This window comes from Sedimentibacter saalensis (assembly GCF_007830175.1).
Lineage (GTDB): Bacteria > Bacillota > Clostridia > Tissierellales > Sedimentibacteraceae > Sedimentibacter > Sedimentibacter saalensis.
Genome location: NZ_VLKH01000001.1, coordinates 49,671 through 75,054, shown reverse-complemented (window position 1 = coordinate 75,054; position 25,384 = coordinate 49,671). Strand labels below are relative to the sequence as shown.

At 32.2% G+C, this 25,384-nt stretch carries 24 protein-coding genes; 20 read left to right on the top strand and 4 right to left on the bottom strand.

Annotation, left to right across the window (positions count from 1 at the left end; all coding sequences use genetic code 11):
• Positions 1-636: 636 nt before the first annotated feature.
• From LY60_RS00350 to LY60_RS00340, 3 genes are all read right to left on the bottom strand, one after another.
• A complete protein-coding gene (locus LY60_RS00350; protein ID WP_145078420.1) occupies positions 637-1,935 on the bottom strand; it encodes a helix-turn-helix domain-containing protein in 1,299 nt (432 codons plus the stop codon).
• A 278-nt stretch (positions 1,936-2,213) separates the two neighbouring features.
• Positions 2,214-3,308: a Tn7-like element transposition protein TnsE gene (locus tag LY60_RS00345; RefSeq protein WP_145078417.1), complete on the bottom strand. Its 1,095-nt coding sequence runs from the start codon at positions 3,306-3,308 to the stop codon at positions 2,214-2,216.
• A 47-nt stretch (positions 3,309-3,355) separates the two neighbouring features.
• Positions 3,356-3,742, bottom strand: a complete 387-nt coding sequence (locus tag LY60_RS00340; RefSeq protein WP_145078414.1) for a hypothetical protein — start codon at positions 3,740-3,742, stop codon at positions 3,356-3,358.
• A gap of 537 nt (positions 3,743-4,279) precedes the next feature.
• Here LY60_RS00340 and thsB point away from each other — a divergent pair.
• The 10 genes from thsB to LY60_RS00290 all read left to right on the top strand — a co-directional run bounded on the left by thsB (position 4,280) and on the right by LY60_RS00290 (position 12,151).
• Positions 4,280-4,858 carry a Thoeris anti-phage system ThsA activator ThsB gene (thsB, locus tag LY60_RS00335; protein ID WP_145078411.1) on the top strand — a complete coding sequence of 193 codons (579 nt, stop codon included), beginning with the start codon at positions 4,280-4,282 and terminating at the stop codon, positions 4,856-4,858.
• Between the two features lie 27 nt (positions 4,859-4,885).
• A complete protein-coding gene (locus LY60_RS00330) occupies positions 4,886-5,254 on the top strand; it encodes a toll/interleukin-1 receptor domain-containing protein (protein WP_145078408.1) in 369 nt (122 codons plus the stop codon).
• A gap of 57 nt (positions 5,255-5,311) precedes the next feature.
• Complete coding sequence (locus tag LY60_RS00325; protein ID WP_145078405.1) at positions 5,312-6,004, top strand: hypothetical protein; 693 nt, start codon at positions 5,312-5,314, stop codon at positions 6,002-6,004.
• A gap of 35 nt (positions 6,005-6,039) precedes the next feature.
• Entirely contained in the window at positions 6,040-6,483 is a 444-nt protein-coding gene (locus tag LY60_RS00320) for a hypothetical protein (protein WP_145078402.1), read from the top strand.
• A 106-nt stretch (positions 6,484-6,589) separates the two neighbouring features.
• The gene (locus LY60_RS00315; RefSeq protein WP_145078399.1) at positions 6,590-7,072 is read left to right on the top strand and encodes a TIR domain-containing protein; all 483 of its coding nucleotides are present in this window, start codon (positions 6,590-6,592) and stop codon (positions 7,070-7,072) included.
• Positions 7,073-7,081: 9 nt separating this feature from the next.
• Positions 7,082-7,699, top strand: a complete 618-nt coding sequence (locus LY60_RS00310; RefSeq protein WP_145078396.1) for an Nmad2 family putative nucleotide modification protein — start codon at positions 7,082-7,084, stop codon at positions 7,697-7,699.
• Complete coding sequence (locus tag LY60_RS00305; RefSeq protein WP_246145327.1) at positions 7,696-9,546, top strand: TIR domain-containing protein; 1,851 nt, start codon at positions 7,696-7,698, stop codon at positions 9,544-9,546. The genes LY60_RS00310 and LY60_RS00305 overlap by 4 nt, the downstream gene beginning before the upstream one ends.
• Positions 9,536-10,165 carry a dTMP kinase gene (locus LY60_RS00300; protein ID WP_145078393.1) on the top strand — a complete coding sequence of 210 codons (630 nt, stop codon included), beginning with the start codon at positions 9,536-9,538 and terminating at the stop codon, positions 10,163-10,165. The genes LY60_RS00305 and LY60_RS00300 overlap by 11 nt, the downstream gene beginning before the upstream one ends.
• A 5-nt stretch (positions 10,166-10,170) precedes the next feature.
• Positions 10,171-11,145 carry a nucleotide kinase domain-containing protein gene (locus tag LY60_RS00295; protein WP_145078390.1) on the top strand — a complete coding sequence of 325 codons (975 nt, stop codon included), beginning with the start codon at positions 10,171-10,173 and terminating at the stop codon, positions 11,143-11,145.
• A 19-nt stretch (positions 11,146-11,164) separates the two neighbouring features.
• The gene (locus tag LY60_RS00290; RefSeq protein WP_145078387.1) at positions 11,165-12,151 is read left to right on the top strand and encodes a thymidylate synthase; all 987 of its coding nucleotides are present in this window, start codon (positions 11,165-11,167) and stop codon (positions 12,149-12,151) included.
• A 358-nt stretch (positions 12,152-12,509) separates the two neighbouring features.
• Here the strand turns inward: LY60_RS00290 and LY60_RS00285 are convergent, their stop codons facing one another.
• The gene (locus tag LY60_RS00285) at positions 12,510-13,766 is read right to left on the bottom strand and encodes an IS110 family RNA-guided transposase (protein WP_246145326.1); all 1,257 of its coding nucleotides are present in this window, start codon (positions 13,764-13,766) and stop codon (positions 12,510-12,512) included.
• Between the two features lie 407 nt (positions 13,767-14,173).
• Here LY60_RS00285 and LY60_RS00280 point away from each other — a divergent pair, with 407 nt between their 5' ends.
• The 10 genes from LY60_RS00280 (at position 14,174) to LY60_RS00225 (ending at position 25,056) form a co-directional block, all read left to right on the top strand.
• Entirely contained in the window at positions 14,174-14,698 is a 525-nt protein-coding gene (locus LY60_RS00280; protein WP_145078384.1) for a GNAT family N-acetyltransferase, read from the top strand.
• 109 nt (positions 14,699-14,807) lie between these two features.
• Positions 14,808-15,440, top strand: a complete 633-nt coding sequence (locus LY60_RS00275; RefSeq protein ID WP_145078381.1) for a hypothetical protein — start codon at positions 14,808-14,810, stop codon at positions 15,438-15,440.
• Between the two features lie 548 nt (positions 15,441-15,988).
• Positions 15,989-16,489, top strand: coding sequence for a GNAT family N-acetyltransferase (locus LY60_RS00265; protein WP_145078378.1), 501 nt, complete (start codon positions 15,989-15,991; stop codon positions 16,487-16,489).
• Between the two features lie 1,126 nt (positions 16,490-17,615).
• Positions 17,616-17,990 (top strand): hypothetical protein, encoded by a 375-nt coding sequence (locus tag LY60_RS00260; protein WP_145078375.1) that lies wholly within the window; start codon positions 17,616-17,618, stop codon positions 17,988-17,990.
• Positions 17,991-18,222: 232 nt separating this feature from the next.
• Entirely contained in the window at positions 18,223-18,639 is a 417-nt protein-coding gene (locus LY60_RS00255) for a hypothetical protein (RefSeq protein WP_145078372.1), read from the top strand.
• 167 nt (positions 18,640-18,806) lie between these two features.
• Positions 18,807-19,106, top strand: coding sequence for a hypothetical protein (locus LY60_RS00250; RefSeq protein WP_145078369.1), 300 nt, complete (start codon positions 18,807-18,809; stop codon positions 19,104-19,106).
• A gap of 7 nt (positions 19,107-19,113) precedes the next feature.
• Positions 19,114-21,279, top strand: coding sequence for a hypothetical protein (locus tag LY60_RS00245; protein WP_145078367.1), 2,166 nt, complete (start codon positions 19,114-19,116; stop codon positions 21,277-21,279).
• An 857-nt stretch (positions 21,280-22,136) separates the two neighbouring features.
• Positions 22,137-22,574: a helix-turn-helix domain-containing protein gene (locus tag LY60_RS00235; protein WP_145078364.1), complete on the top strand. Its 438-nt coding sequence runs from the start codon at positions 22,137-22,139 to the stop codon at positions 22,572-22,574.
• The gene (locus tag LY60_RS00230; RefSeq protein WP_246145325.1) at positions 22,549-23,739 is read left to right on the top strand and encodes a macrolide family glycosyltransferase; all 1,191 of its coding nucleotides are present in this window, start codon (positions 22,549-22,551) and stop codon (positions 23,737-23,739) included. The genes LY60_RS00235 and LY60_RS00230 overlap by 26 nt, the downstream gene beginning before the upstream one ends.
• A gap of 471 nt (positions 23,740-24,210) precedes the next feature.
• The gene (locus tag LY60_RS00225) at positions 24,211-25,056 is read left to right on the top strand and encodes a KilA-N domain-containing protein (protein ID WP_145078361.1); all 846 of its coding nucleotides are present in this window, start codon (positions 24,211-24,213) and stop codon (positions 25,054-25,056) included.
• Positions 25,057-25,384: the final 328 nt, after the last annotated feature.

Here is a 25,384-nt window from a genome sequence, read left to right as displayed (position 1 = left end):
TTTACTAATTGAAGCTGCAGATTCCACTGAAATCATTCTTTTAAGAGATAAGATAAATAATATATAAGAAAATCAGGAGGATATTTATCTAATTATAATGGCAGCTTATCAAGCTGGAGTGAAGCAAAGAAAAAGGATGAGGTTTTGCACATTTTGCCGGGAAGAAGAAATAAAAAAGTATGGGGAAAGTTACTGGAGTATAGAACATTAAACTTCAGGATCATTAGTTTGTATAAAACATAATAAAGTTTTAATGGAAAGTAATAAACTTTTTGAAGGATACAAAATATTATTATGATATGTGTCATAATAATATTTATCCATCAAGAGTACCTAGAGATATTAATTATTCTGAAAGAGTCAATGCATCTTTAAATCTTCTGAATGACTTTCTTATAATAATGCATCTTTAAATCTTCCGAATGACTTTCCTTTAAAAATCGTATCGTATAACTCGTTCAATTCTATAATCTCCTTCAATCTTTTTCTCATCCCAAATGGTATTAGATTATAAAATATTTTTCAATAACAATTTTAAATTTATCACAAGCTTCTGTTTATGCAATTTAAATAATCAATAAAAAGAGTATTATCTTTTAAAATTATTTAAAGACAATACTCTTGCTTAATTACTCTTTATGCTTTTGTTGCTCGTTCCAAAACCTTCCGGATATGCACTTCATTCTTCCAAATGAATTTTAACATATCTCTGCTTGGGTTAGCTAATTTTTTATACTTGTCTACACCTTCAAAGTATGCTACGCAAATCATTTGAATTGAACAAATCACATAAAATATTGCTTGCTTTTCATCAAACGTCAGTGGATTCACATTATCATACCCGCGTATGATACCCTCCAGAACATCAGGCCATTTTTCATATATATCGTCAACTCCACGCCATTCACTCAATATCCCTGTAGCACAATAACAGGGATCCCACAAACGGACATTACGCTCACTCAGGTCAAAATCTATAAATCCTGTCACTTCGCCGCCCTCAAACAGAATGTTGGAAGGATTCGGATCGCGGTGAATCAACTGCTTAGGAAGCTTATCAAACAAACTACCAAAATTATTGACATATTCTTCGAAAAATGTATCGGGTAATCCCATGTTGAATTGTATATTTTGTTTTTTGACCTCCGGCAATGCCCATTCGGTGACATGAGTATATAAATTCTGCTCATATGGCTGCATTTCAGATTCAAGCACGGTCAATGCCTTATGAAGCCGTGCGATGCTCTCTCCGTATTTTTTTCCGAACTCCTGGCGGCTTTCACCGAAACGGTCTAATTTAGAAAGTGGATTACCTTTGATGCCTCGTGTCAATATAACAATTTGCTCTCTATCCAGATATTCTTCACCGGATTTGACAGGAATCGGCGTTGATGACACGAATCCCTGCGCTGACAGCGCTTTTGCCACCTTCATATTCGCGAGTATCCCTTTACAGCTACCTGTTTTAAGGATATAATCCTCGCCTATCGACCACACATTTCCTGAAACCTTTGTACCATCCATGGTGTAAACATCAAGTATCGGCAAATCCTGCTGTACGTCCCAATTTGCAAGAATTTCCCGCAATTCTTTTTCTGTAAACATAACTGAAACCTCCGATTTAGACAGATAATTTTTCGGAGAGCCTCCGTACATTCGTACAAACGCCTTGTAAAATCCGGCATAGGTATCAAAACCATATTCCAAAGCCACATCAATGGCACGACGACCGCCGGCTATTTCACTCAATGCCCGGTTAAGCCGCAGCTTGCAGATATAGGCAGATACGGACATCCCCGTAGATTGTACAAACAGACGATGATAATGCCATACGGAATAGCCTGCCATGTTCGCTAGCTCCTCGGCGTTTATATCGGCTTTCAAATTTTGCTCAATATAGTTAATGCTTGATTTTATGATGTCTGATGTATGCATGAGCACTCTCCTTTCCACGTGGTGATTTCAGTATAACAAATAAATCAGGTTAAAACATTTCCTGCTGTGCGGAGTTTTTTGTTATAACGCACAACGGCACAGACTTCTCTGTGCCAAAGTATTTAAATTATGTTTATATTATTTTTGATTTTTAATGGCCGCCTGTGTATTTATTCCTGGTTATTGCTACGATAAATTGGAATTTGTTAACCTATTATCACGGAAATTAATTAAAATTTCATAGTAAATTAACTAAAATTTATTACTTTAATATCAAATTAATTTTTTGAAACAATTTTTTCTATAGCCTTAGATAGTAAATTACTCCAATGGTGTGGGGTTCTTTTCGTAAAATGTTTAACGGTTGTATATTTATTTTTTAAGAATTTCTCAAGCCAAACAGTATTCCAATGCCCACTGTTTTTAATTAAATTATTGATAATATCTAATTCGGTTTTACTATTATTAGTACATGTAAAAACAAGAGTGGATAAAGACCAGCCGTCTTCAATGTTAATTTCAATAATAAAAAATAATTCTGAATTATGATATATTTTAACAATCGCACATTGCCTTGGTGAACCATCAGTTGTTAGGGTAAAAATTGAGTTTCCTTCAAGGTTTATGCATTTCATATCAACTATTTTATATCCAAATATATCTTGAAGAATTTTAATTGTTTTAGAAAAATTCTCGAAACTTTTATTTAATTCTGTTACATTATTTATAGCACCTATAGTATTAAATGTGACTGGTTGGGCATTTGCTCCTAAAGTAACTGGCTGAGTAGTAAATGTAGGTTTATTTTCACTTTTTTCACTATTCGCAATAGATTTTCTTGTAACTGCATCTCTTTTTACTTTTTCAATAACAATTTTTGTTGAAAATTTCTTTGATGATTTTAAATCATTTGTTATTAATGGATTGCTTTTACTAGCACCTTTATTATTATCACCTATGCTTATTTCCTCTTCAATACTTATTTTACTCTTGTCAATATTATCTTTTGAGTTTGCTACTGAATTAACGTAAGCAGGATGTGTAGCTATTACATTTTTATATGGAAAACTTAAGTTTAAAACATTGATATTAAGTAGTAATACCGTGTTATCATATTTTATTCCTTTGCCTATAATACGACAACCTTTTATATTTGGAATTTTTGAATAAATTAATTTATTCTTTATATATTTTGTTCTAATTTCCTCTCTAGCTTTTTTGATTTCATCAACTTGTGTGAACCATATAAATTCAGTTATATTTCCATAAGTAAAAAGGCTAGGAGGGAAATTATTATAAAAACTTATGCTAATCTCATTATCATCGGCATATATAACTTCAGCGTATTCATCTAAATCCTCTGAAGAGAGCAAATTTTCACAGAAAAGCGGAATGCTTGCATATAAACATCTTACTATTTCTATACAAGGAAGTATATAATATTATTGTATTTAAATTTATAACATAATTCTTTTATATCAACGCCAGCAGGAACTAATGGGTATAATTCTTTAGGTATTTTATAGCATGTACTAACATCAGCATGATAAATGTAGTTATAAGAAACTGAGAATTCTTCAAGGTTATTAGACTCATTAGTTATTCTACCATTTTTATATTTATAACTAATCTGTAATAAAGGCAAATGTCCCCATGGACATTTGATTGTCTTAAATCCATTATCGGTTTTAAAATGCACATTCATATTTCTAACACCATTCTCTTCAGTAATAGGTGAAGAAATCCAATATAGTGTGACGATTTCATCTTCTCTAAATGGCCAAGGTGATATTTTGTAGTAGGGCATGTGGCTCCTCCTTTATTTCTATTTGCAATATAGAAAGTAAAACGTATGTTGTAAAAATTTGTAAATTAATATATAATAAAATGGAAATATATATAATTATAACATAAATTTACAAAATTTGATGGGTAATTATAAGTTAGTAAGATATTAGTTAAATAAAAAGGGGAATGGGATTTTGGATACTAATGTAAGAAAAGATGGCATGATATCAAAATATTATCCAGATTTTATGATAAAAACTGATAATGATATTTATCTTGTGGAATAAAAAGGCTGAAAAAGATACTGATACTGCGAATGTTATTGCAAAGAAAAAATCAGCACCTGATTGGATAAATGAAATTAATAATCATAATGCAGAAGATAGAATGAGTTGCAAATGGCATTATAGTTTAGTTAGTGATTACCTGCTTTATTAGTTTAAAAAGAATGGTGCAAGCGTATTTGACATATTAAAATTTACTGAAATAAAAAAAGTAGAGACAGTAGAAGGACAGATAAATGTTTTTGATTTAAATTAACAAGGAGGAACTTAAAATGGCAAAGCAAGTTTTTTTTAGTTTTCATTACCATGATGTTATTGATTTTAGAGCTAATGTTGTTAGAAATCACTGGCTAACAAAAAAAGACAGAAAAGATGCTGGATTTTTTGACGCATCTATTTGGGAAGATGCAAAAAAACAAAGCGATTTAGCGCTTAAAAAGCTTATAAATAGTGGACTTAATAACACGTCTGTAACAGCTGTTCTAGTAGGGTCACAAACCTACAATAGAAGGTGGGTTAAATATGAAATAATGAAAAGCATGCAAAAGGGCAATAAAATTCTAGGTATACATATAAATGGCATTAAGGACAAATACGGTAGAATTAAAACTAAAGGACCAAACCCATTATATTATCTTGGTTACCAATATAGCAATGATGGAAAAAATCTTTATTTATATGAGTATACAGATGGAAAATGGATTAAGTATCCTGATTTGGATACTTATATTTTAGATACTACAGCTTCTGTAGAAAATAGAGGAAAGTTTTATAGATTATCAAGTAATTACCCAATTTATGACTGGGTAGATGATGATGGATATAAGAATTTTTCCAATTGGGTTGAATAATTAAGTTAAAATGAGGAGTTAAAAAATATGTTAGAGCACCCAAAAGTTTTTATATCATATAGTCATAAAAATGCTGATTATGAAAACAAAATATTAGAGTTTTCAAATAATTTACGTGCTGATGGTATTGATGCTAATATAGATTTATACGTAGAATCGCCTGCTGAAGGTTGGCCTCGTTGGATGGAAAATCAAATAACTAATGCAGATTATGTGTTGGTAGTATGCTGTAAATCATATTATCTTAAATGTTATTCAAGTAATAGTAGCAAAGGTGTTTCCTGGGAGGTTAATATACTATACCAACATATTTATGATGCAACCTCTCAAAATACAAAGTTTATTCCAATTATCTTTGAAGAATCAGATGAAAAGTATATTTTGACTCCATTATAGGCATTTACATACTATAATGTTGGAGAAAAAGAAGGAGCTAACAAGTTATATTGGAGATTGAGAGGCATTAATAAAGCTCAAAAACCACCGCTGGGAAAATTGAGACCACTTCCAGAAAAAGAGCGAAGAACGATGTTTTTCTCTTCGCCAATAGATTTGAATAAGTGGAATAGTGCTGGTTGGAAAGGAATGTTGTATTTATTTTATCCTGGATATGTTCCAGTATTGGGATTACTTTACCGTAATTATTCAGCTTCTAAAGAAATATTTAATGAGTGGAAAAAACTATCTAAAGGAGAGGAGTTTGCGGATGAATTTTTAAAGGTTGATTATCTTGTTCCTCCATTTCCAAATGAGTGTTGGGTGTATACGAGTAAAGAGCGTAATTATGGTAAAGGTTATTTTGTATTCATAGGACCTAATGTAGATAAATCAATTAATAGAGCAATAACCTCAGGAATAAAACAAGAAGAACTGCTATTAACTACTGTAAGTAGATACCAATGGATGGATGAAATGAATGGTTCTTATAATCGTGACATGTTTAAAAGTCTTACAGTAAATAAAACAGGATATTATCTTATGCCAATTGGAATTAAGAATGAAAATAAGCCTATTAAAGAAGAAAACTTAATTATTGACTTTAGCTATGCTATTAAAATGAAAAACGTCACATTTAAAAATGGAGATCAAATAAAAGGAAATGATTTTTGTAAAATAGTTTTGAGAAATCCAGAAAATAATGCTTAAATAGAGAATTATTTTACCATAAAGGAGGTCATTAAATGACAGAAAATCAAATTAAGCACCTTGAATTCATACATACTAATATATCTCATATGAATCAGTGTTCTTTTCAAATGAAAGGATGGACTATAACAATTGTTTCAGCTTTATTAGCATTATATGCAGCTAGCATAGATATAAATACTAACCCAAAAGGAAATTTAGCTTTTGTGTTGATTTCTATATTTCCAGCAATCATATTTTGGCTTTTAGATTCTTATTATTTACAACAAGAAAGGAAATTTCGTGGTATATATAATGAGATAGCTAATTTAAATTGTAATAAAATTACCACTGTAAAGGATTTTGAAATGCCATTGAATAAATATAGTGGAGGGGATTATTCTTATATAAGCTCATTATTTTCGATTACGGAATGTTTATTATATTTATCAATTATTATTGCTTTGTTAATTATTGGGATAGTTGTAAGTTTACTATGAATTAAGTGTGATAGTAGGATATTTAATATTTATGTAATTAACCAGAACGCGAATATGAATTAACATAGATTTCATCTATGACTTTATTATACAAGGAGGGATAAATATGTCAGATGAATTAAAAAATATTTTTGTATCACATCAGCATAACGATGCAGACAAGATAGAATCATTTAAAAACTTAATAGGTAAACATGGAATTGACATGAGAGATAGTTCTATTTATGAAAACAAGTTAAAAAATAATGCGAAAAATGAACAATATATTAAACAGGAACTGATAAAACCTCAAATGCGATGGGCTGGGACTGTTGTTGTACTTATAGGTAAGGATACTGCTAAAAGTGATTATGTAAACTGGGAAATAAAGACAGCTGCAGAGATGGGAAAAAGAATTGTAGGTGTTTACCTGCAGGGGGCAAAGGAAGAGGACATACCTTCAGAGTTAATCGAACATGGACATAACTTAATAGGATGGAATGGGGAGAAAATAACAAAAGCAATAGACGGAGAAGATATGGATTGGGAAAAACCGGATGGAAGTCCACGGAATAATAGTCCATTGGATTTGCCACGTTATCAATGTTAGGAGATAAATATGAAATATTATTCGTATGTAATTCCAAGAGATTACGGATTTGCCCCTAATCCTTATTTTGGTTACTGTACATTGGCTACTTGTAAGCCTAGAATTAGGAAAAGTGCACAGAAAGGTGATTGGATTGCTGCATATGGGGCATCAAATACAAAATTATGTAAAAAATTAATTATGTTGATGCGAGTTGGAGAAATACTGACATTTGATGAATACTGGGATGATATCAGATTTACGAATAAGCGCCCAGTTTTTAATCGAGGAATGTTTTGTGCTTATGGCGATAATATATATCATCATATTGATGGAAATTGGATGCAGGAACCTTCACATCATAGTATGGTGGATGGAAGTATTAATAATGCAAATTTAGAAACAGATACAAAAGTAGATCGAGTGTTAGTAGCAACAGAATACTATTATTTTGGAAATAATGCAATAGAAATCCCAAGAGAATTTAATGCTTTAATTGGGTCAGGTCGCAATCACAGAGTGCATACTGACATAAACATAATTGACGAATTGATTAATTTTGTAAGCGAAAACTATGTTATGGGCATACATGGTATTCCTTATAGTAGAGTAAATGGTGCATTTGCTCATTACCGAGGTGAAAAATGATGAGAATGATTTTTTGTAATCCAGAGCTTACTATGAAAAATACAGAGTCTGCAGATATTTTTTTTAAAGAATGTAACGAGATTTTAAACATCTATGTAGCGGATAGGTTGTATATTTCGTCTGTATTTCAGATGAATCAGTTATTGGCAGTTGATGCTAATAAGAATGATATTTTTGTGTTTTTTACAGCTGAAAATGGTGAATATAATGAAAAATTTCTTAAGTTGATACAGAAGTATAATGATGCTAAAAGCAGAATATGGGCGATTGCAATGGAAAACAATCCAGAGTGTAGACGTCCACCTGAGCCAGTATCTGAAAAGCAAAGTTTTGATGTGTCTTGTCGCAATGAAAACAGGAATCCTATGAAAAATAACATGAAGGCAATTGCACAGATTTTTGCTAGAAAGATTATTTCTCAGACATTATCTCCACTTTATCGGGATGAAGTTTTGTATTTTATCAGTCATCGTAGGGTAGATGGAGAACATATAGCTGCAAAGTTGGCTGATGAATTAAAAAGATTGACAAGAGAAAGAAATGTATATCGAGATGTTGTTAATGTTGAAGTAGGAGATGATGCACAGAAAGATATCGATATAAATTTGGAATTGAGCGATGCTATGATTTTTTTACAGACGCAAGAAGCACAATATTCTTCATACATTATGAAGGAACTATGCTATGCCCTTATTAATGACATTCCGATTTTATGGATTCAAATTGATAATTCTTCTTATTCGAAATTGGAAATTCGACCCGGGGAAGCACCTGTACTCAGATATATGAGTGAGGAGTTTGACAATCCGGATAGATTGATAGAAATTGTAGATGAAATAGAGGAGAAGTGTTTTCATTTAATTATGAACTCTTCAAACCAAGTATATTCCCATATTGAATGTTTAATTGATATGTGTAGTGCAAATAAAATTAAGCTTGCGTGTGATATGAATGCGATACTGGCATATGAGGTACAGTATAAGGAAAAGATAAGAGATTTGTATGATACAGGAATTCGAAATCACTATATTCAATGCTTTGGAAGGAATCCTAAAGAACAAGACATTCAGCAATTTGTCAAAAGGGTAAAAGAATCAAAAACATATGATAAAAATGATAGATTATTTCTATTGTCAAATCATGGTCAGCGAGAAAAGCAAGTTAGTGATGCAAAGGTGACAACGGAGAATTTTGATGATTATTTGATAAACATTGAAAATGTTTATGGGAGCAATAGGAAAAAATTAAACAAGAGAATAATATTGTCTGGAGCTTTTCCAGATTGCGATGAGATTTATAAAAGTTCTTTATTAGAGTCTGTATTAGTATATTCAAGAGAAATTATAAAAAAAGGCTATACTTTGGTTTTTGGCGCACATCCAACTTTTCAAAAGCTAATTTTTGATATAGGAAGAATATATTCATCAGATATAAAATATTCTATTGAGATGCATATGGACAAGGCATATATGGTGGATTATGATATAGAAGAGCTACAAGAAAAGTGTACTCTAGTATTATCGGATGGTTTGAAAGAAATGCGAGAAAATATGATTTGTAAAGAAAAGAGCGAGTTGTTAATTTGTTTAGGAGGAAAAATCAAGGAGGATAAATCTCTGCAGGGTGTAGATATTGAAGTAGAAATGGCAAAAAGTGTTGGAATCCCTGTAGCGTTGGTTGGTACAGTAGGAGGTCGTTCCAGTGAATATGCTTTTGAAAGGCTAACAGCAAATGATTGGTCAGAACTGAATCCGTGGAGTAAGTCATTGAATGAGGGACTATTTTACAATGTGAACCATAGGATGATGGTAAAACGATTATTAGATATAATAGAACATGAAAGGTAAGATGATGGAAGATAATTTACAAAAATCTTATACAGGTATTTACGTTTTTGAAGGAATCGATAATGTAGGAAAATCCACAATTGTTCAGAACTTAAAAACAAAAATATGCGAAACAACTGATTATGATTGTATTAATATTGCTTTTCCAGGAAATGAGCCGAGGACTTTAGGTAGTTTAGTTTATGATATACATCATCATAATAATAAGTATTTTGATATGTCAATTAATGACGCTAGCCTACAACTTATGCATGTTGCATCGCACATAGATTTGATTCAACGAAAGCTTGTAGGAGAATGTAGTTCATCAAGTATAATATTGATGGATCGTTTCTGGTGGTCTACATATGCATATGGATTGGCTGGAGAATTAGAAAAGGATGTTATTCACTCTATTATAGCTCCGGAATTAATATATTGGGAAAAGATAAATATTAAGAAAATATTTTTGTTAGAACGTGAAAATCGAGCAAAAGAATATGAGACAAAAAAAGATGAAGCAATCATTCAAAACTATAGAGAACTTGCAAAAGGAAATCCAAAGTGTAGAATAGTTAGTAATAACTGCAGTTTGGAGGAAACGGTGACAAAAATTTATGATAGCATTTTAGGAGGATAGGATTTATGGGATTTGGAGATTTAGAACCAACACCAGTATATGATGCCTATTGGGAATTTGCCGCAAAACGACAAGAGGTTTTCTTTAATCGAATGCTGAATAAGACGTTTCCATGGACAGATGATGAAATTATTCAAAAATATAAATTTACAAATGCATATAGAGCATCAGATCGTGTTAGTCAATATTTAATAAAAAACGTTATTTATAATAAAGAATTCTACACACCTGAAGACCAGTGCTTTCGAATATTGTTTTTTAAGCTATTTAATAAAATCGAAACTTGGGATTATATGGAAAGCAATTTAGGAGAGATTGCCTATTCATCGTATAATTATGAAAAATACAATCAATTGTTAACTCGGAAAATTCAGAATGATGAAAGAATATATTCTGCTGCATACATAATGCCATCGGGAAAAAGTTGTTTCGGATTTGATAAAAAGCATCAAAATAATTTGAAACTTTTAGAATATATGATGAATACAGGATTATCAAAAAAAATAGCACAAGTTAATAATTTAAGAGAATTATACAAAGTGTTGCTTAATTACCCAACATTAGGTTCTTTTTTGGCCTTCCAATTTACCATTGACATTAATTATAGTGAATTGTGCGATTTTAGTGAGATGTCTTTTGTTGTAGCCGGTCCAGGAGCTAAGAATGGAATTATAAAATGTTTTAGAGATTTAAAGGGATATGAATATGAAGATATCATTAGGTATATGGCTGAAAGGCAGGATGTTGAATTTGAAAAAAGGGGATTGAAATTTAAATCTTTATTTGGTCGTAGTTTACAGCTAATAGATTGTCAGAATCTATTTTGTGAAACAGATAAATATGCTAGAGTTGCTCATCCTAATATTTGTGGGTTAGACGATAGAAAAAGGATAAAACAACAATATGTTAATCGAAATTTAAACAAAATTGAATATTTTTATCCACCTAAGTGGCGAATAAATGATAGAATAAATATGTAATAAAAAAGGAGTATTCAAAATGGCAGAATTTATTGTTGGAAAAACAGCTAATGAGGTTTGGAAGAAGGCAGCTGCTAAACTTTTGAAACAGAATAATACTTTGAATGGACGAACAGGTGAGGTATATGAATTGTTGCATACATTCATTGAAATTAAAGAGCCTAGGCAGAAATGGGTTTTTGATCGTATTCCACCTATAAGTGTTGGATATGCATTAGCTGAGTTAGTATGGATAATAAATGGTGAAGATAGATCAGATGTCATTAATGCTTGGAATCCAAGTTTGAAAACTTTTTCGGGAAAAGGTAAGTTTTATCATGGTGCTTATGGAAAAAGAATACGTTATCATTTTGGATTTGACCAGATGGAAAAGGCATATCAAGCATTGCAAAATGTTCCTGAAAGTCGTCAGATAGTGATACAGATTTATGATACGAAGGTTGATTTTCCAGTTGAGAGTGGACGACCACGAGATGCAGATATACCATGTAATGTTTGCTCAATGCTAAAGGTCAGAGATGAAAAATTAGAATGGTGCCAAATTATGCGTAGTAATGATGTGTTATTAGGAATGCCATATAATTTTGTACAGTTTACAGGTATTCAAGAAATCTTGGCCGGATGGCTTAGACTAGATGTTGGTTCATACAACCATTATAGTGATAGCTTACACTTATATAATCGTGATATTTCTAAGATTGGTATAGGGCAGGAAATGAAGATAAGAAATAACGATTCTTTGTCATTGAGTAAGGAAGAATCGGAAAGAGTTTTTAAAGACATATATGAAAGAATGAAGGCTCTTGTCTTTAATGAAGTTACAGAGAAAGAAATATATTCGTTGGCTCAACTAAATTCCGAGCATGAAGCATATAACAATATTATGTTGATTATTGCAGCATATATAGCACACAAAGTTCATTATTCTGATTTGACAAAAGAATTAGTTGAAAAATGCAAAAATAGCGTATATACAACAATGTGGAATAGGTGGGTTAATGAATAAAAATTAATTAATAGATTTTTTATAGTAATATTTGTAGAGTTTAATTTTTTATAAAGAAAAGGTAGCTGTTGTCTTTTTAGATTTATAAAAAAAATTGTCACATTATTTATTTTTTTAAAATTGATTTTTAATTAGATTTTATGAAAATTTTGTCACGTTATTTATTTTTATTTTGTCACAATAATTATTTTTCATCAACAATTCTGTTGTCAATAGAATAATTGAAAAAATTAATTAAATATTTAATATTAAAAAAAAGGTAACTTTAATAAACCTAAATTAAATAAAAGGTTTAGAAATAATTGGTAGATGTATAAAAATAAAATTTATGCAGCGATTAGAATTAACTGCTTAAAGCTTAGACAATGCTCCTCAGGAGTTCTAAGTTTAAAATCTGTTTCATCCCGTAGGACGGCAATATGAAGTTACAAACTTTATGCATAACAGCTCCAATTGCAACCATCTTAGGCTTGGATGAAGACTTTTTAATATAGTATTCATGCAGAATTGGATTTATGGCTTCACCATTGCGTTTGGTTCTAATGCTTGCTAATGCTACAGCAAATATTGCTCTTCTTGCGATTCGAGAACCGCGTTTAGACATATGAACTTCAGTAGCATTAAAGTTACCTGATTGATTTACCGATGGATCTAATCCAAAGTAAGCAAATAACTGTTTAGGATTCTTAAATGAGCTAAAATCACCAATTTCGCACATTATGGTGACAGCAGAAAGAAATCCAATACCAGGAATAGAATCAAGCCAGTAAACTTGTTTAACAAATTCATCTGAATAATTAGCTTCTACTAAACTGTGTATTTGTTCTAAAATAGAGTTTATTGCGGAATTGAGTTCTTCTATTAATTTAATATTAATGGAAATATTAAAGTATATGCTATCAATATTGCAGCCAAAGATTTTTGATGCTTTTGCTGCTTGAATAAGCTGTTCATACTTGATAGTTGCTTTAAATAGCCCTTTTCTAGAGCATTTTGATATTTTCTCTATCACAGTTGTTCTATGACCACGAAGAATTTTATCGGGAGTTGAATACTCCTTTAAAATCATAATAGAAGTAGAACCGGTAATATCGCTAAAGATATCTAGGTACTGCGGAAAAACAGTATGCATGTCCGTCTTTAGACGATTAACATAACTTGAACGAGTATCAACAAGTTCATAATACTTCCTGCAAAGGCTGCGAAGCTCTAAAACAAGTTTAGTAGGTAGAACAGAGGTTTTTAAATCTTTCTTTAAACCAAGTTTTGCCAAACCAATTGAATCGATTTTATCATTTTTTACTTTCCTAATACCATAATTTTTGATAGAATGTATGATAAGAGGGTTAATGACAAAAGCCTCAAATCCTGATTCCATCAGGTAGCAGAAGAGTGGGAAATGATAGATTCCCGTAGATTCCAGAAATGTGCGAGATTTCAAGGAATGCAGCTCTTCCGCTTTTTTAATTTCAGAAAGAGCCCTTTTAAGGGAATCAGAGTTATTATGAATAACTTTAAATGGTTTTAAAATGATATTTTCCTGTGGGTCTACGATAGACATCCAACTAAAAGATGAACCAACATCAATACCTACAGAAATATAATTTTCTAACATAAATAATCTCCTTTCATAGGAATCCATAAACAACAATGAATACACAACCTGGCATGTGACACGGGTATAGCTTAAAGGCTCCCAACCAGCTGAAACATAAATTTTCATTGAATGGATTGACTGTCTACAGTTACAGGTATCGCCTTACGAAGAAGGCTCCCTAGGAGGTGAACGTCTTTCTTCCTATACAATGAAATATGATACCTTATGAATCAGACAAAGTCTATAGGGAGATAAATATATGAAATAATTAAATTTTATTATATGAAATAATTAAATTTTATTAATTGTATAAAGTTGGAGAGATACAACTAAAGGAAGAAAATCCTTTCCCAACTTTTATATAGAAATGTAATTAATTAGCATAGCTTATGCTATGACTTTATTATACCAGGAGGCGTTAAAACATGCGAGAGTATTTTATTAAAACAAAACGGCTTGGTTTCTCAAAGTGGAATGTCGCCGATTTAGATTTGGCTACTCAATTATGGGGAGAAGAAGAAGTAACCCGGTTTATTTGTGCTGACGGTAAGTTTACACAGCAGGACATAATCCGTCGACTGGATACAGAAATTCATAATGATGAACTATTTCACATACAATACTGGCCTGTTTTCGAGTTGGAGACAAATGAACTGATTGGTTGCTGTGGTATGCGGCCTTTTAAATCCGAAATATATTCCTTCGAAATTGGATTTCATCTACGAAAAAAATATTGGGGGCTGGGGTATGCTTCTGAAGCTGCGAAGGCCGTTATAGATTACAGTTTCACTGCTTTTAAAGCGGACAGATTGTATGCGGGACATCATCCGCTAAACGAGGCATCTGAAAAGCTTCTGACAAAACTGGGATTTCAATATATTGGCAAAAACTTTTATGAACCGACAGGATTGTATCATCCGTCATATGAATTAGTAAACCATGGAGTATGAGCATTCGCTCTTGTAGCGGAATTAAAACAAAGCTACAGGAAATCTATATAACAGATAGCCAAACAGGAATTTTGAGAATAGAACCAGTGGAGGAAATTAAAATTTACTTATGAATGATGGATTAAATTCAAAAAAAGTATTATTAATTATAGTATTTGCAATAACATTCTCTATTGCTGTAGTGTTATTTTTGATAGTAGTAATATTTAACTACATGAATAAAGTAAATAGAGATTCTATTTCGGTTACCCCTAATAAATTCTTTTGCCCTCTGGGAAAGGAAATAGATACACCTGTTGTTATCGAGTTAGAAAGCTTAAATGAAGTTTTTCATCAAGATTATGGTGTAGGGGATATGGTGGTTGGTTCCTTTATTTCAGACAAGCCAACACTTGATTTAGCAAATACAATGTATGGAATCTTACAGAACTCTGAGCGAAAAAATGAGGTAAAAGAGATAAAACAAATAGAGATTCCACAAAACGCCTGCTATATTGGCAGTGTGGACACTGCATCAACATCTATAGGTAAGAGTTTCGCATCTGGTTTAGAATTCGATTTATTACATTCAGATATTCAATTATATGCCTGGAATACGGTGTACAAGCTTAATTCAGGAAAGGGAGGGTCGGATATCTATATTATTATGATTTTAAATGAGAATATAATCTATGGAAAAATCCAACAGTTAGGAAATACGAAAATGCAAATGGATATTCTATACGGTGTAGAAATTAAATAACCCACTTTTTATGGCTGACCTTAGATGGTAGTATTAGAAAAATATGAAGCCGCCCAATGGTCATCAGAATCACAGCAACAAGGCATACAGAATCCGTTGTCAAATTATGTCGAAATCAATCGTAATTGGAGGAAGCAGTTTTAATTCAAGACAAACATAGAAAGCTTGTATTCAGAGGAGGCTGAACAATGACGTATATATATTTGATGAACAATGTAAAGTCAATAAATAAGGAACTCATAAAGCCATGTGGGACACTTAAAAGAATTAAAGAATCAAGGTAAGCTTGTATTTTGCGGTCTTTTACGAATTACCCCGGAGGAATGGTCATCTTTTTGGCTGAAGATTTGGCGGAAGCAATAAATATTGCAAAGCATTTCCATTAGTGCCAGCCAGTAAAGCAATTACAAATACCTTTGCTCCACAGGCCACTATGTTCAAGCGGCATCTTTTTTACCGTTCAAGGCAATATGAAAATGTTTGTTTTACAGAACAAATGAAAAACGAAGATAATTGAAAATATGAGAGCGTATTAAAGGAGGAAAGCAATGATATTTGGGTCAGAAAGGTTAAACTTTAGGCCAATTGATCAGGGGGATACGGACGAGCTTTTCAATGTTTGGGGCAACAGTGAGACAATGCGTTTCTGCGGAGGCGTGATTATAAGAGAGAAAATTCCTCAAATAATAGAATACACTTGCAGTCAGTATAACACGTATGGCAATGCAGTTTTCGCGGTAATAAAAAATGATAAGTTCTTGGGCATTTGTGGAGGAAGGCTTGACGAGGATGACCCATTTCATGTTGAGATAGTCATTCACCTTGCGAAAGAATACCAGCATCAGGGTTATGGTACAGAAGCTTTGAAAGCATACATTGCATGGCTCAAGGCTGGTAAAAGGGCTACATATATATACGCTTCAGTACATCCTGACAATCAGGCTTCACTAAACATGGCAAAAAAATGTGGCCTTGTTCAATGTGGTTTCAGGCAGTATGAAGACACAGGCTTTGTGGATGAACCATATTTCGAACTTAATCTTGATTAGAACAATTAAGGTTATTATATGTTACGGAACTAAAGAAAAGCAGATAAGTGATCGCCAAGGACTCGCCAGCTTCAATCGGCATCTTTTTTGACCGTTCAAGGCACGTGGAAACGATAATTCTGATGACGTATTGTGGTTTTGAGGACAAAAAGTAGGTTTTGATCACAATATGTTGTGGTTTGAGAGCAAAAATAGAGCAAAAAAACGGACAAAAAACATCGATTTTTCACCCCAAAAAGGGCGAAAATATAGATGACATAGCCAAAATTCAAATAAAATTCACGATTATAGTGTAGGTTATAAAATTAATATATATATAGGTTTTAGTTTAGTCAACTTAAAAGACTTAAACTAAAGCCTCTTTTTTATACCTAAAAATAGAAAGAGCGGTTAAAAATAATGTCAAAATTTTTTATGTACGGTACAGAGCTACAGAGTATAGAGGTGATGATGATGCTTGTACTAAATTTTATTCCGAGAAGAAGTGGAGTTGTAAAGTCAATCGAAATTATATTTTAACAATTATATAAATCATATAATCATATTTTGACAAATATAATTATATGATATAATATATAGTTATATAAAATATAACTATATATTATATCATAATATTTTTTAGAGTTAAGTTATAAATTTGTAATGTAGGTACTGAGTTTTATAGATTTGTGATTCGGGGATAACATATAATTTCAACATAATAGTTTCCTATTAGAGAAAATGAAAATGAAAATCGAAAATGTGTTGAATTGTATTATATGACATTTCAACAAAAGTGTTTAAATGAAAATGCTAAGAATTTTTGTAGCTAAATATACGCAGCAATGTCACAACATCATATTTGTGGTGATAAGTCTAAAAAATTAAATATTTTAAAATACAGATATTGTTATGTTATACTAAATAATTTTATACCTTTTATATGTAAAAAAAATGTTGCAAAATATGAATCTGAATGGTCTACATATATGACAGATAAAATCGAAGGACATAATTGCAAATAATTCAATTGATAACAATTGTTGTAAAATTTGATGTGTTTTGTTTGGAGGTGATTCCTTTGTGGGTTGATTTTAGATTAATATTTAGTTTTAATAAGTTTTAACATAGGAGAGATATATATAAAATGAAGATATTAAATGATAAGTGGTTTAAATATTTAACCATTTGTACAATATTTATTGCTTTAATTGGAGCATCGCTTAAAATAGTTTTTTCACAAGCGCTGGATTTTCATTTATTAAAAGGCGTAAATGAAAATGGACAAACATATGGCGTAGATTCAGAAGATTCACCGGATCTTATAGCTGCACAAGGCATAGATGGCACATACGGTTATATTTTAAGTAATGATTTAGATGGACCAGAATTTAGCACACCAGAGGAAGCCGTTAATTGGCAAAAAAAATATAATGGAAGACGTGTAATACCATTATATGCAAGTGATGGTAAAACTGTGATTGGCGAATTTGATTTAGAAGCTTCAGAAGATATTGAATAAACGATAAAACCAGGAAAAAAGGAGAAAAAAATGAATAAGAAAAATATCATAAGTTTCCTTAATTTAATTCAATAAAAAATTTGATTATAATTTAACTTACACTATCTGCTAACTCCCAAGCAGAAAGAACAGTTTTTATGGGGGTAATGACTGTAAGTTGAAATTATATAGTAAAAAAATAAAATTAAATGGTGTGTCTACCAGACAATACCTAATAAAAAGGAGAAAACATATGAAAAAGTTAATGTGTATGCTTATTTTAGCGCTTGTGGTTACTAGTATGGTAATGCCTGTATCAGCGGTTGAGAAAGTTGATTATGCTGAAAAGAATGAAGTAAAAGCTGAAAGAGATTTAAGTAATAATATTATATCTCGAGGATTGTTTGATGATTATAACGTTTATAGTGGAGGAGAGTGGATTGTCAATAATCAAAATATAGGTGTTGGCGCGAAAGGTTGGACAAATATAGTTAATAAAAGTGATGGATCATATAGATATCATTATACAAAAGTAGTTGTATATGCAGATTCTGCTGAAAATATTGCTTATCCCACAAGTAAAGTATGGGGAGAAGGTGTAATTGAAGCTACAACCGGTGATTTAGGAAATGGTGCAATGCATCATTATAGGATTTTCTATGGCTGGTAATTACTAAAATATATTAATCATACATAATTATTTAGTTGTAAGTTAATTTATTGAAGTAAAAGTTTTAATAAATTATTTTGCAGGCAAATAAAAAAATGGGTGTCGCATAATTATTATTTCAAAATGTAATTGTGCGACATCTACTATAATTTTGAATAAGAGGTAGTATGACGAAAAAATTAGTTTTGAGTTTCTCAACAATGATTTTATTATTGCAATTATTGTTCATATCATACATTAATTATAATGACTATATTGATTTACAAATAATTACATCAAATTCATTAATTTCAGATAAATCCGTTTCATTTATTTTCAGAAAAGATAAAGCTGAGTCATTAAATGAATTATCAGAATTAATTGAACCTTATCCTAATATAACTCTTTTATCGGAATTATGTAATTTTAGCGATTTGAGAGTTTGGGCAATTTATGGAGACTTCTTTCTGGAGAAAGCTATGAGGTGAGCAAGAAATGAAGATAAAGATTAAAATAAAGACATTGATTCTTCTTGTTTTTGTATTCACACTTACATTTACATGGGTAATACCTACAACAATTCATGGGATAGCAAATCTTTTACAGGATAATGGTTCGGATAAGGCGACCTTTTTTTACGAAAAATATGCTTCTTATCCCACAACCCCAAAGATTAAGGGAAATTATCTTTATGCAAAAAGTCTAATAAAGAGTTTTAGCAAGTACACAATTTTCTATAACGGCTGGGGTGGAGGAGAAAATACAAGTCCTGAAGATATGGAAAGATCAAAAAAGATTCTTCAAGATATTATGAGAGAGATTCCTTATAAGGATAGTGAAAAACAATATTATATTGATTCATATAAAATGCTCCTTGACATGACTATTGCCACAGGTGATATTGAAATGCTTCATAATTGGATTTCATTTGGACAGAAAGCTGATGATGAAAATCTGATGTATATATCAGATGTTTATAATGGATTTTTACTTCATGTAAATGGAGACAGAGATGGCGCGAAAAAGATCGTTGCAAAGTATGAATTGTCAGATTTAGCTGATGTGAAACTAGATATATTAAAGGCTGAAATATCTCTTTTCGAAGGAAATTATGAAGAAGCTAAAAAGATGTATGAAAACATAAGCAGAAACAATTGGAGGGAGTTGCAGGAAAGTAACTTTGGCTCCACAGGATATTATGCTAGAGACTTTTGGTTTGATGATTTGATGAAGGTTTTTAAAGGTGATAATATTATTAAAGGAACAGTAACCTATGAAGGAGAACCTATGCCTTTTGTGGAAATATATGTGCAGAATGCAGACGGAGGATTCAGAACTGTTGGAGAAGGTTATGTTGGCATTACTGATGAAAATGGTAAATTTAAAACTCTTGGACTTAAGGATGGAGTATATAGTTTGGGAATTGGTGTAGAAGGTTCTATTCTTACAAATAAGGTGCTTCAACAACAAGATAAACCTTATTTTGAACTTAATGGAAATGATGGAGAAATAAATTTTGAATTTAAAAATACTTTGAACATAAAAAGGCCAGTGCTTCATGAGAAAATCACAGGAGAAGAATTTACTGTTGCTTGGGATGAAGTGGAAGGGGCTACTTACTATATAGTTGATATTGTAACTTACTCGAATCCTTCAGAAGGAGTTGGTACAATCTATTATACACCAGCATTTGATGAGAATATGAAAATCAAATTTACTGAAAATCAAGCCACCTTTAATACAAGATTGATAAAAGAGGGAATAGGGGGTATGAGTATAGGAGAAGATGGTATCATTGGAGCTAATGCAGTTCTTGGTGCATTCGTACCTGGATTAGAGTATCCAATTGTTGTAAAAGCATACGATGAGAATAGGAATTTGATAACCAGCAGTCTTCCACTAAGAGCTTACTATGACCAAATACCAAGTATTACTGTGGAAGGAAATATTAGTGATGGTGAAAAGTTGATCCAAACTCAGGATTATCCTAGAGCAATTGAATACTATGAAAATATACTTAAGGAAAAACCTGATGATATAGATGCTCTAAGATATCTTATAAAAATCTACGGAATTGGTTGGAAAAATGGAGAGAAAAATATTGAAAGGGCAATTGAGCTAGCCCAAAAATACACAGATGTTTCTGGGAGTAACAGGCTTTTAATCAACATCATTTTGCGGATGGAAACTGATGAAATAAAGAAATATAGTGATTTGTATTATTCAGCTGTTGCAGAAGAAAGAGAATACCAAATTGATAGCTATTATTACTACTTAAGCAAATATTATATTGCGAAAGAAAATTGGGGAGATGCGAGAAAAGCTCTGCAAAATATAGAAGGATATGTACCAGTAAACCTTTTTTATCTTAATATGTATTTTGAAAATTATACAGAGGCAGATGTAAATACAAAATATCTCTATAATTCTCCAATAAAATCCATTGAAGTAAAAAAAGCACTGAAGACCCTTGAAGATATTCCACCGCATAATAATGATAAGAAGATATTCAACAATTTCTTATTAAAACTTGTTACAGGTGTTCAACGTGAGGAAGGAAAGTCTCTTTATGATGAAATTATAAAACAAATATCTAACAGCGATATAAAAACAATTCTTAATGCAATTTATCTTGAAAGAGGTTGGGATGTTAGCTACTAATGTATAATATTAAAAATTATACTTACGAATTTGAGTTGGCTGAATATTTATTAATAATTAAAAAATAGAATTTTAAAATTTGCCCGGGGCAATAACTTGGGCAAATTTTTGTACTTTTAGATTAATTGAGATTAATCAAAACAAAAATAACACTTGCAAAATTCATTGAAAATATTGTAAAATTAGTTAAAAATAATCAAAACACTATTTGCTGACCTAATACGCCGCATGTCGAGACCGTTTGCCTTCTGTCAAGAAAGCAGTCTTTAGAAAATGGCTTAAAATCAAGGTTTGTAGGGGCTACGACAATCTTATCTACTCAAGTCTAGTGTGTATATGGAAACATTCGACGGTGAAATAGGCATCCATATAGGCTCAGACCAGAGTTTGGGTTGAGGCGACAGAATTGATGACACAAAAATGAACCCCTAGAATAACGATAGGGTGTGCAAAGAGTACACTGCGGCAGGATGAAAAACCCTGTCGTTTTTTTGTTAGATTTTGAATTGTGTTTTATAAAGGAATTGATAGGCTCATTTGAATTTCATTCGCTATGAAGACAAGTAAAGTGTTCGAATCTGAACACTTAAAAAAACAAGTAGACTTGCTGACATTCACGCCTAGTGTGTCCGAATGGGTCGATAAAACAAATGCGATTATTCCTAAATTTATATATTAACTTTTACATAACAGAACATTAAAAAATATAAAATCGAAAAGAATAATTGATGCAACTGAAAATAACATAAATTCGTAAATTCTGACAAGTGTGGTTGGTTGTGATCTGCGTAACTAAACATTACAATATTCATAGAACTAAGAAATGTATGAAATGTACGAATTTGAGGTGAATAGATATGTTAAGTGAGAATCTGATTGTATTAAGAAATCTCAAGGGACTTTCCCAGGAACAGATTGCGGAACAGATCGGCGTTTCCCGACAGGCTTATGCAAAATGGGAGAAGGGAACTTCTATCCCGGACGTGGAAAAATGTATGGTACTGGCGGATTTTTTTGGGACGACTATTGATTCGCTGATGCGTGAAAACTCTACTGATTCAGGATTGAAGCTACCGCCTGCTCCCAAGGGAAAATATATCTGGGGTACGGTTACCATCAACGATAGGGGACAGATTGTTATCCCGAAAGAAGCACGAGATACCTTTGATCTGAAAAGCGGCGACAGGCTTGTGGTTATGGGATCAGATGGTGAAGGTATTGTACTGCAGAAGGCAGAAATTTTTGAAGAAATGCTTCGGAGGATAATGAGTGCTGCTGGAAAGGCTGGTGAGTAAGATGAAGATTGCATGGTTTTGTATTCCTGCCCACGGTCATACCAATCCTACTCTAGGACTTGTGAAAGAGATGATTGATGCAGGACATGAGGTGACTTATTTTTCTTTTGAGAAATTCAGGGAAAAGATTGAGGGTACGGGAGCGACATTTGTTCCCTGCGATGCATATGATCTGGATATCGACGCAAAGGACGGCGGCAACAGAGTAGGAAAGGATCTTGCTTTCTCCATCGAGTTGATTGTTGAATCCACTTTGGCAATGGATGGCCTGATGGGTCGGGTAATACCGGATATGAAGCCAGACCTGATTGTTGCGGATTCCATGGCTTTTAGTGGTAAATTGGCGGCAATGAAGTTTGGAATTCCTTATGTTTGTTCCACCACCACGTTTGCATTTAACCGATACTCTGCGAAATACATGGATCAGGGCATGAGAGGTTTGTTCAGCACGCTTCTTGCTCTGTCAAAAATCAAAAGACAGTTGAAAAGGCTTCAGGCGATGGGATATCCGGTAAAAAGCTTTTTAGAACTGATTACAAATGACAATGAGACCAATACGATTGTATATACGTCGAAAGAGTTTCAGCCCTATGCCGAGACTTTTTCTGATAAATACTGCTTCATCGGTCCATCCATTCGTCCAGTGAAGAATCCTATTGAAAAGGCTGCAGAGAAGACGGTGTATATCTCCATGGGTACGGTTGTAAGCAACAGGGAGATGTATGAGAACTGCGTGGAAGCGCTTCGGGGAACGGACTATCAAGTAATTGTATCCATGGGTGAGACGACAAATGAATTCACGAATCTTCCTGAGAATATACAGTTGTATGATTCTGTGGATCAGATGGCGGTATTGAATATTGCGGATGCATTTGTCACACACTGCGGTATGAATTCTGCATCAGAAGGACTGTATTTCAAGGTTCCGCTGGTTCTGTCACCACAGACACCAGAGCAGTGGGCTGTGGCAAAACGCACGGAAGAACTGGGGGCAGGTGTGATGCTGCCAGCTTCCGGAAGGTCAGTGGAGGAGATTAAGAATGCCATCGAGAAGGTGCTGAATGATGGTGCTTATAAAGCAGCGGCAACAGAAATCTCGAAAGGGTTCAAAAGATGCGGTGGAGTAAAAGAAGCCAGAGCATTTCTGGAGAAAATCGTGAAATAGAGCCAAATTTCAGTTTATCGATAAACCCTTTAACGATAGTAGGTATAGTTAAAAAGTGCAGTGGATATGTTTCCGCGAACGTGCATGGCGATATGACATTCATTCTGTCGTGTCGAGCCATGAGGAAACGTGTTTATTGATAGAGAAGAAATAAAAATGTATGAAGAATAAGTAGTTTAAATGCTGTAAAAATTGATGTAAGTCTAAAAAATTGATTCTTTGAAATGCTTGGAATTCATGGAAAGTATGAATTCTAAGCATTTTTAATTTAAAATTAAATGTTTTAGAAAAAGCATTCTAGAAATCATATATTAACTATTGTTTTTTATTTTATAGTATGATAATATTATTTTAGAACATATGTTCTATTAAAAATATGTTTAATAGAGTGAGTTTAGTTATTAAAAAGTTTGAAATGAAAACAATTGTCTGTAAATTTGTGGGTTCTAAGATTCGTATAGGAGGATACTAATGGTTAAGAAATCTGTTAAAGAGACAATTCATGCAAAAGGTTTGGACATTTCAATTTATACAGAAGATTTTCAAAATGAATTTATTTCGCTTACGGATATCGCAAGATATAAAAGCGATGAGCCATTTATCGTTATTAACAATTGGATGAGAGGAAAAGACACAATCGAGTTTTTGGGATTGTGGGAACAATTACATAATCCTGATTTTAAACCTATCGAATTCGATAGGTTTAGAAAAGAAGCTGGATATAATGCTTTTACTTTGTCACCTCAGAAGTGGATAGAGAATACGAATGCTATTGGAATCGTATCTAAATCAGGCCGCTATGGTGGAACATTTGCACACTCAGATATTGCCTTTGAGTTTGCTTCCTGGATTTCAGCAGAGTTTAAACTATATATTATTAAAGATTATAAAAGATTAAAAAATGATGAAAGTAGCAGGCTTTCTCTAGGCTGGAACCTAAATAGAGAGATTTCAAAGCTTAACTACAGGATACATACAGATGCTATCAAAGAAAACTTACTTCCTCCAGAATTAAAACCATTTCAAATTGCTATAACTTATGCTAATGAGGCAGATGTATTAAATGTAGCTTTGTTTGGAGTAACTGCTAAACAATGGAGAGAAGAGAACAAAGATAAGGATGGAAATATTAGAGATTATGCTACATTAAATCAGTTATTGGTTTTAGCTAATATGGAAAGCTATAATGCCATTTTAATTGAGCAAGGCAAACCTCAGTCAGAGAGAATTCAGCTATTGAATAAATTAGCTATTCGACAGTTAGAAGCAATCGAAAAGATCGGTATAGATACAGTAAAAAAGTTGGAAGAAAAGTAATAGAAAATCATATAATATTCTTTTCACCAAGGAAGTAACATATACTTTTGACATCACTATTGTTGCTTCAAGCCATATGGAAACTGTGCTGTTAATAGAGAATAAATAGTTTTGAAGTAAAGGATGTTTGATTTTTATGTTAATATTTAGTTCATTTTATTCCCTTGAATGATGATAAGTTTGAGGGAATTTTTACTTGTTGGGGTTAAAATAATTTTGGGTAAAAATTGGTTCATTAAGTTATGAATCATATTTTGCACAATAATTAATTTGAAGTTTGTACATAATAATGCTATAATAATGAGCAAAAATGAGGCGCTGTTATGCC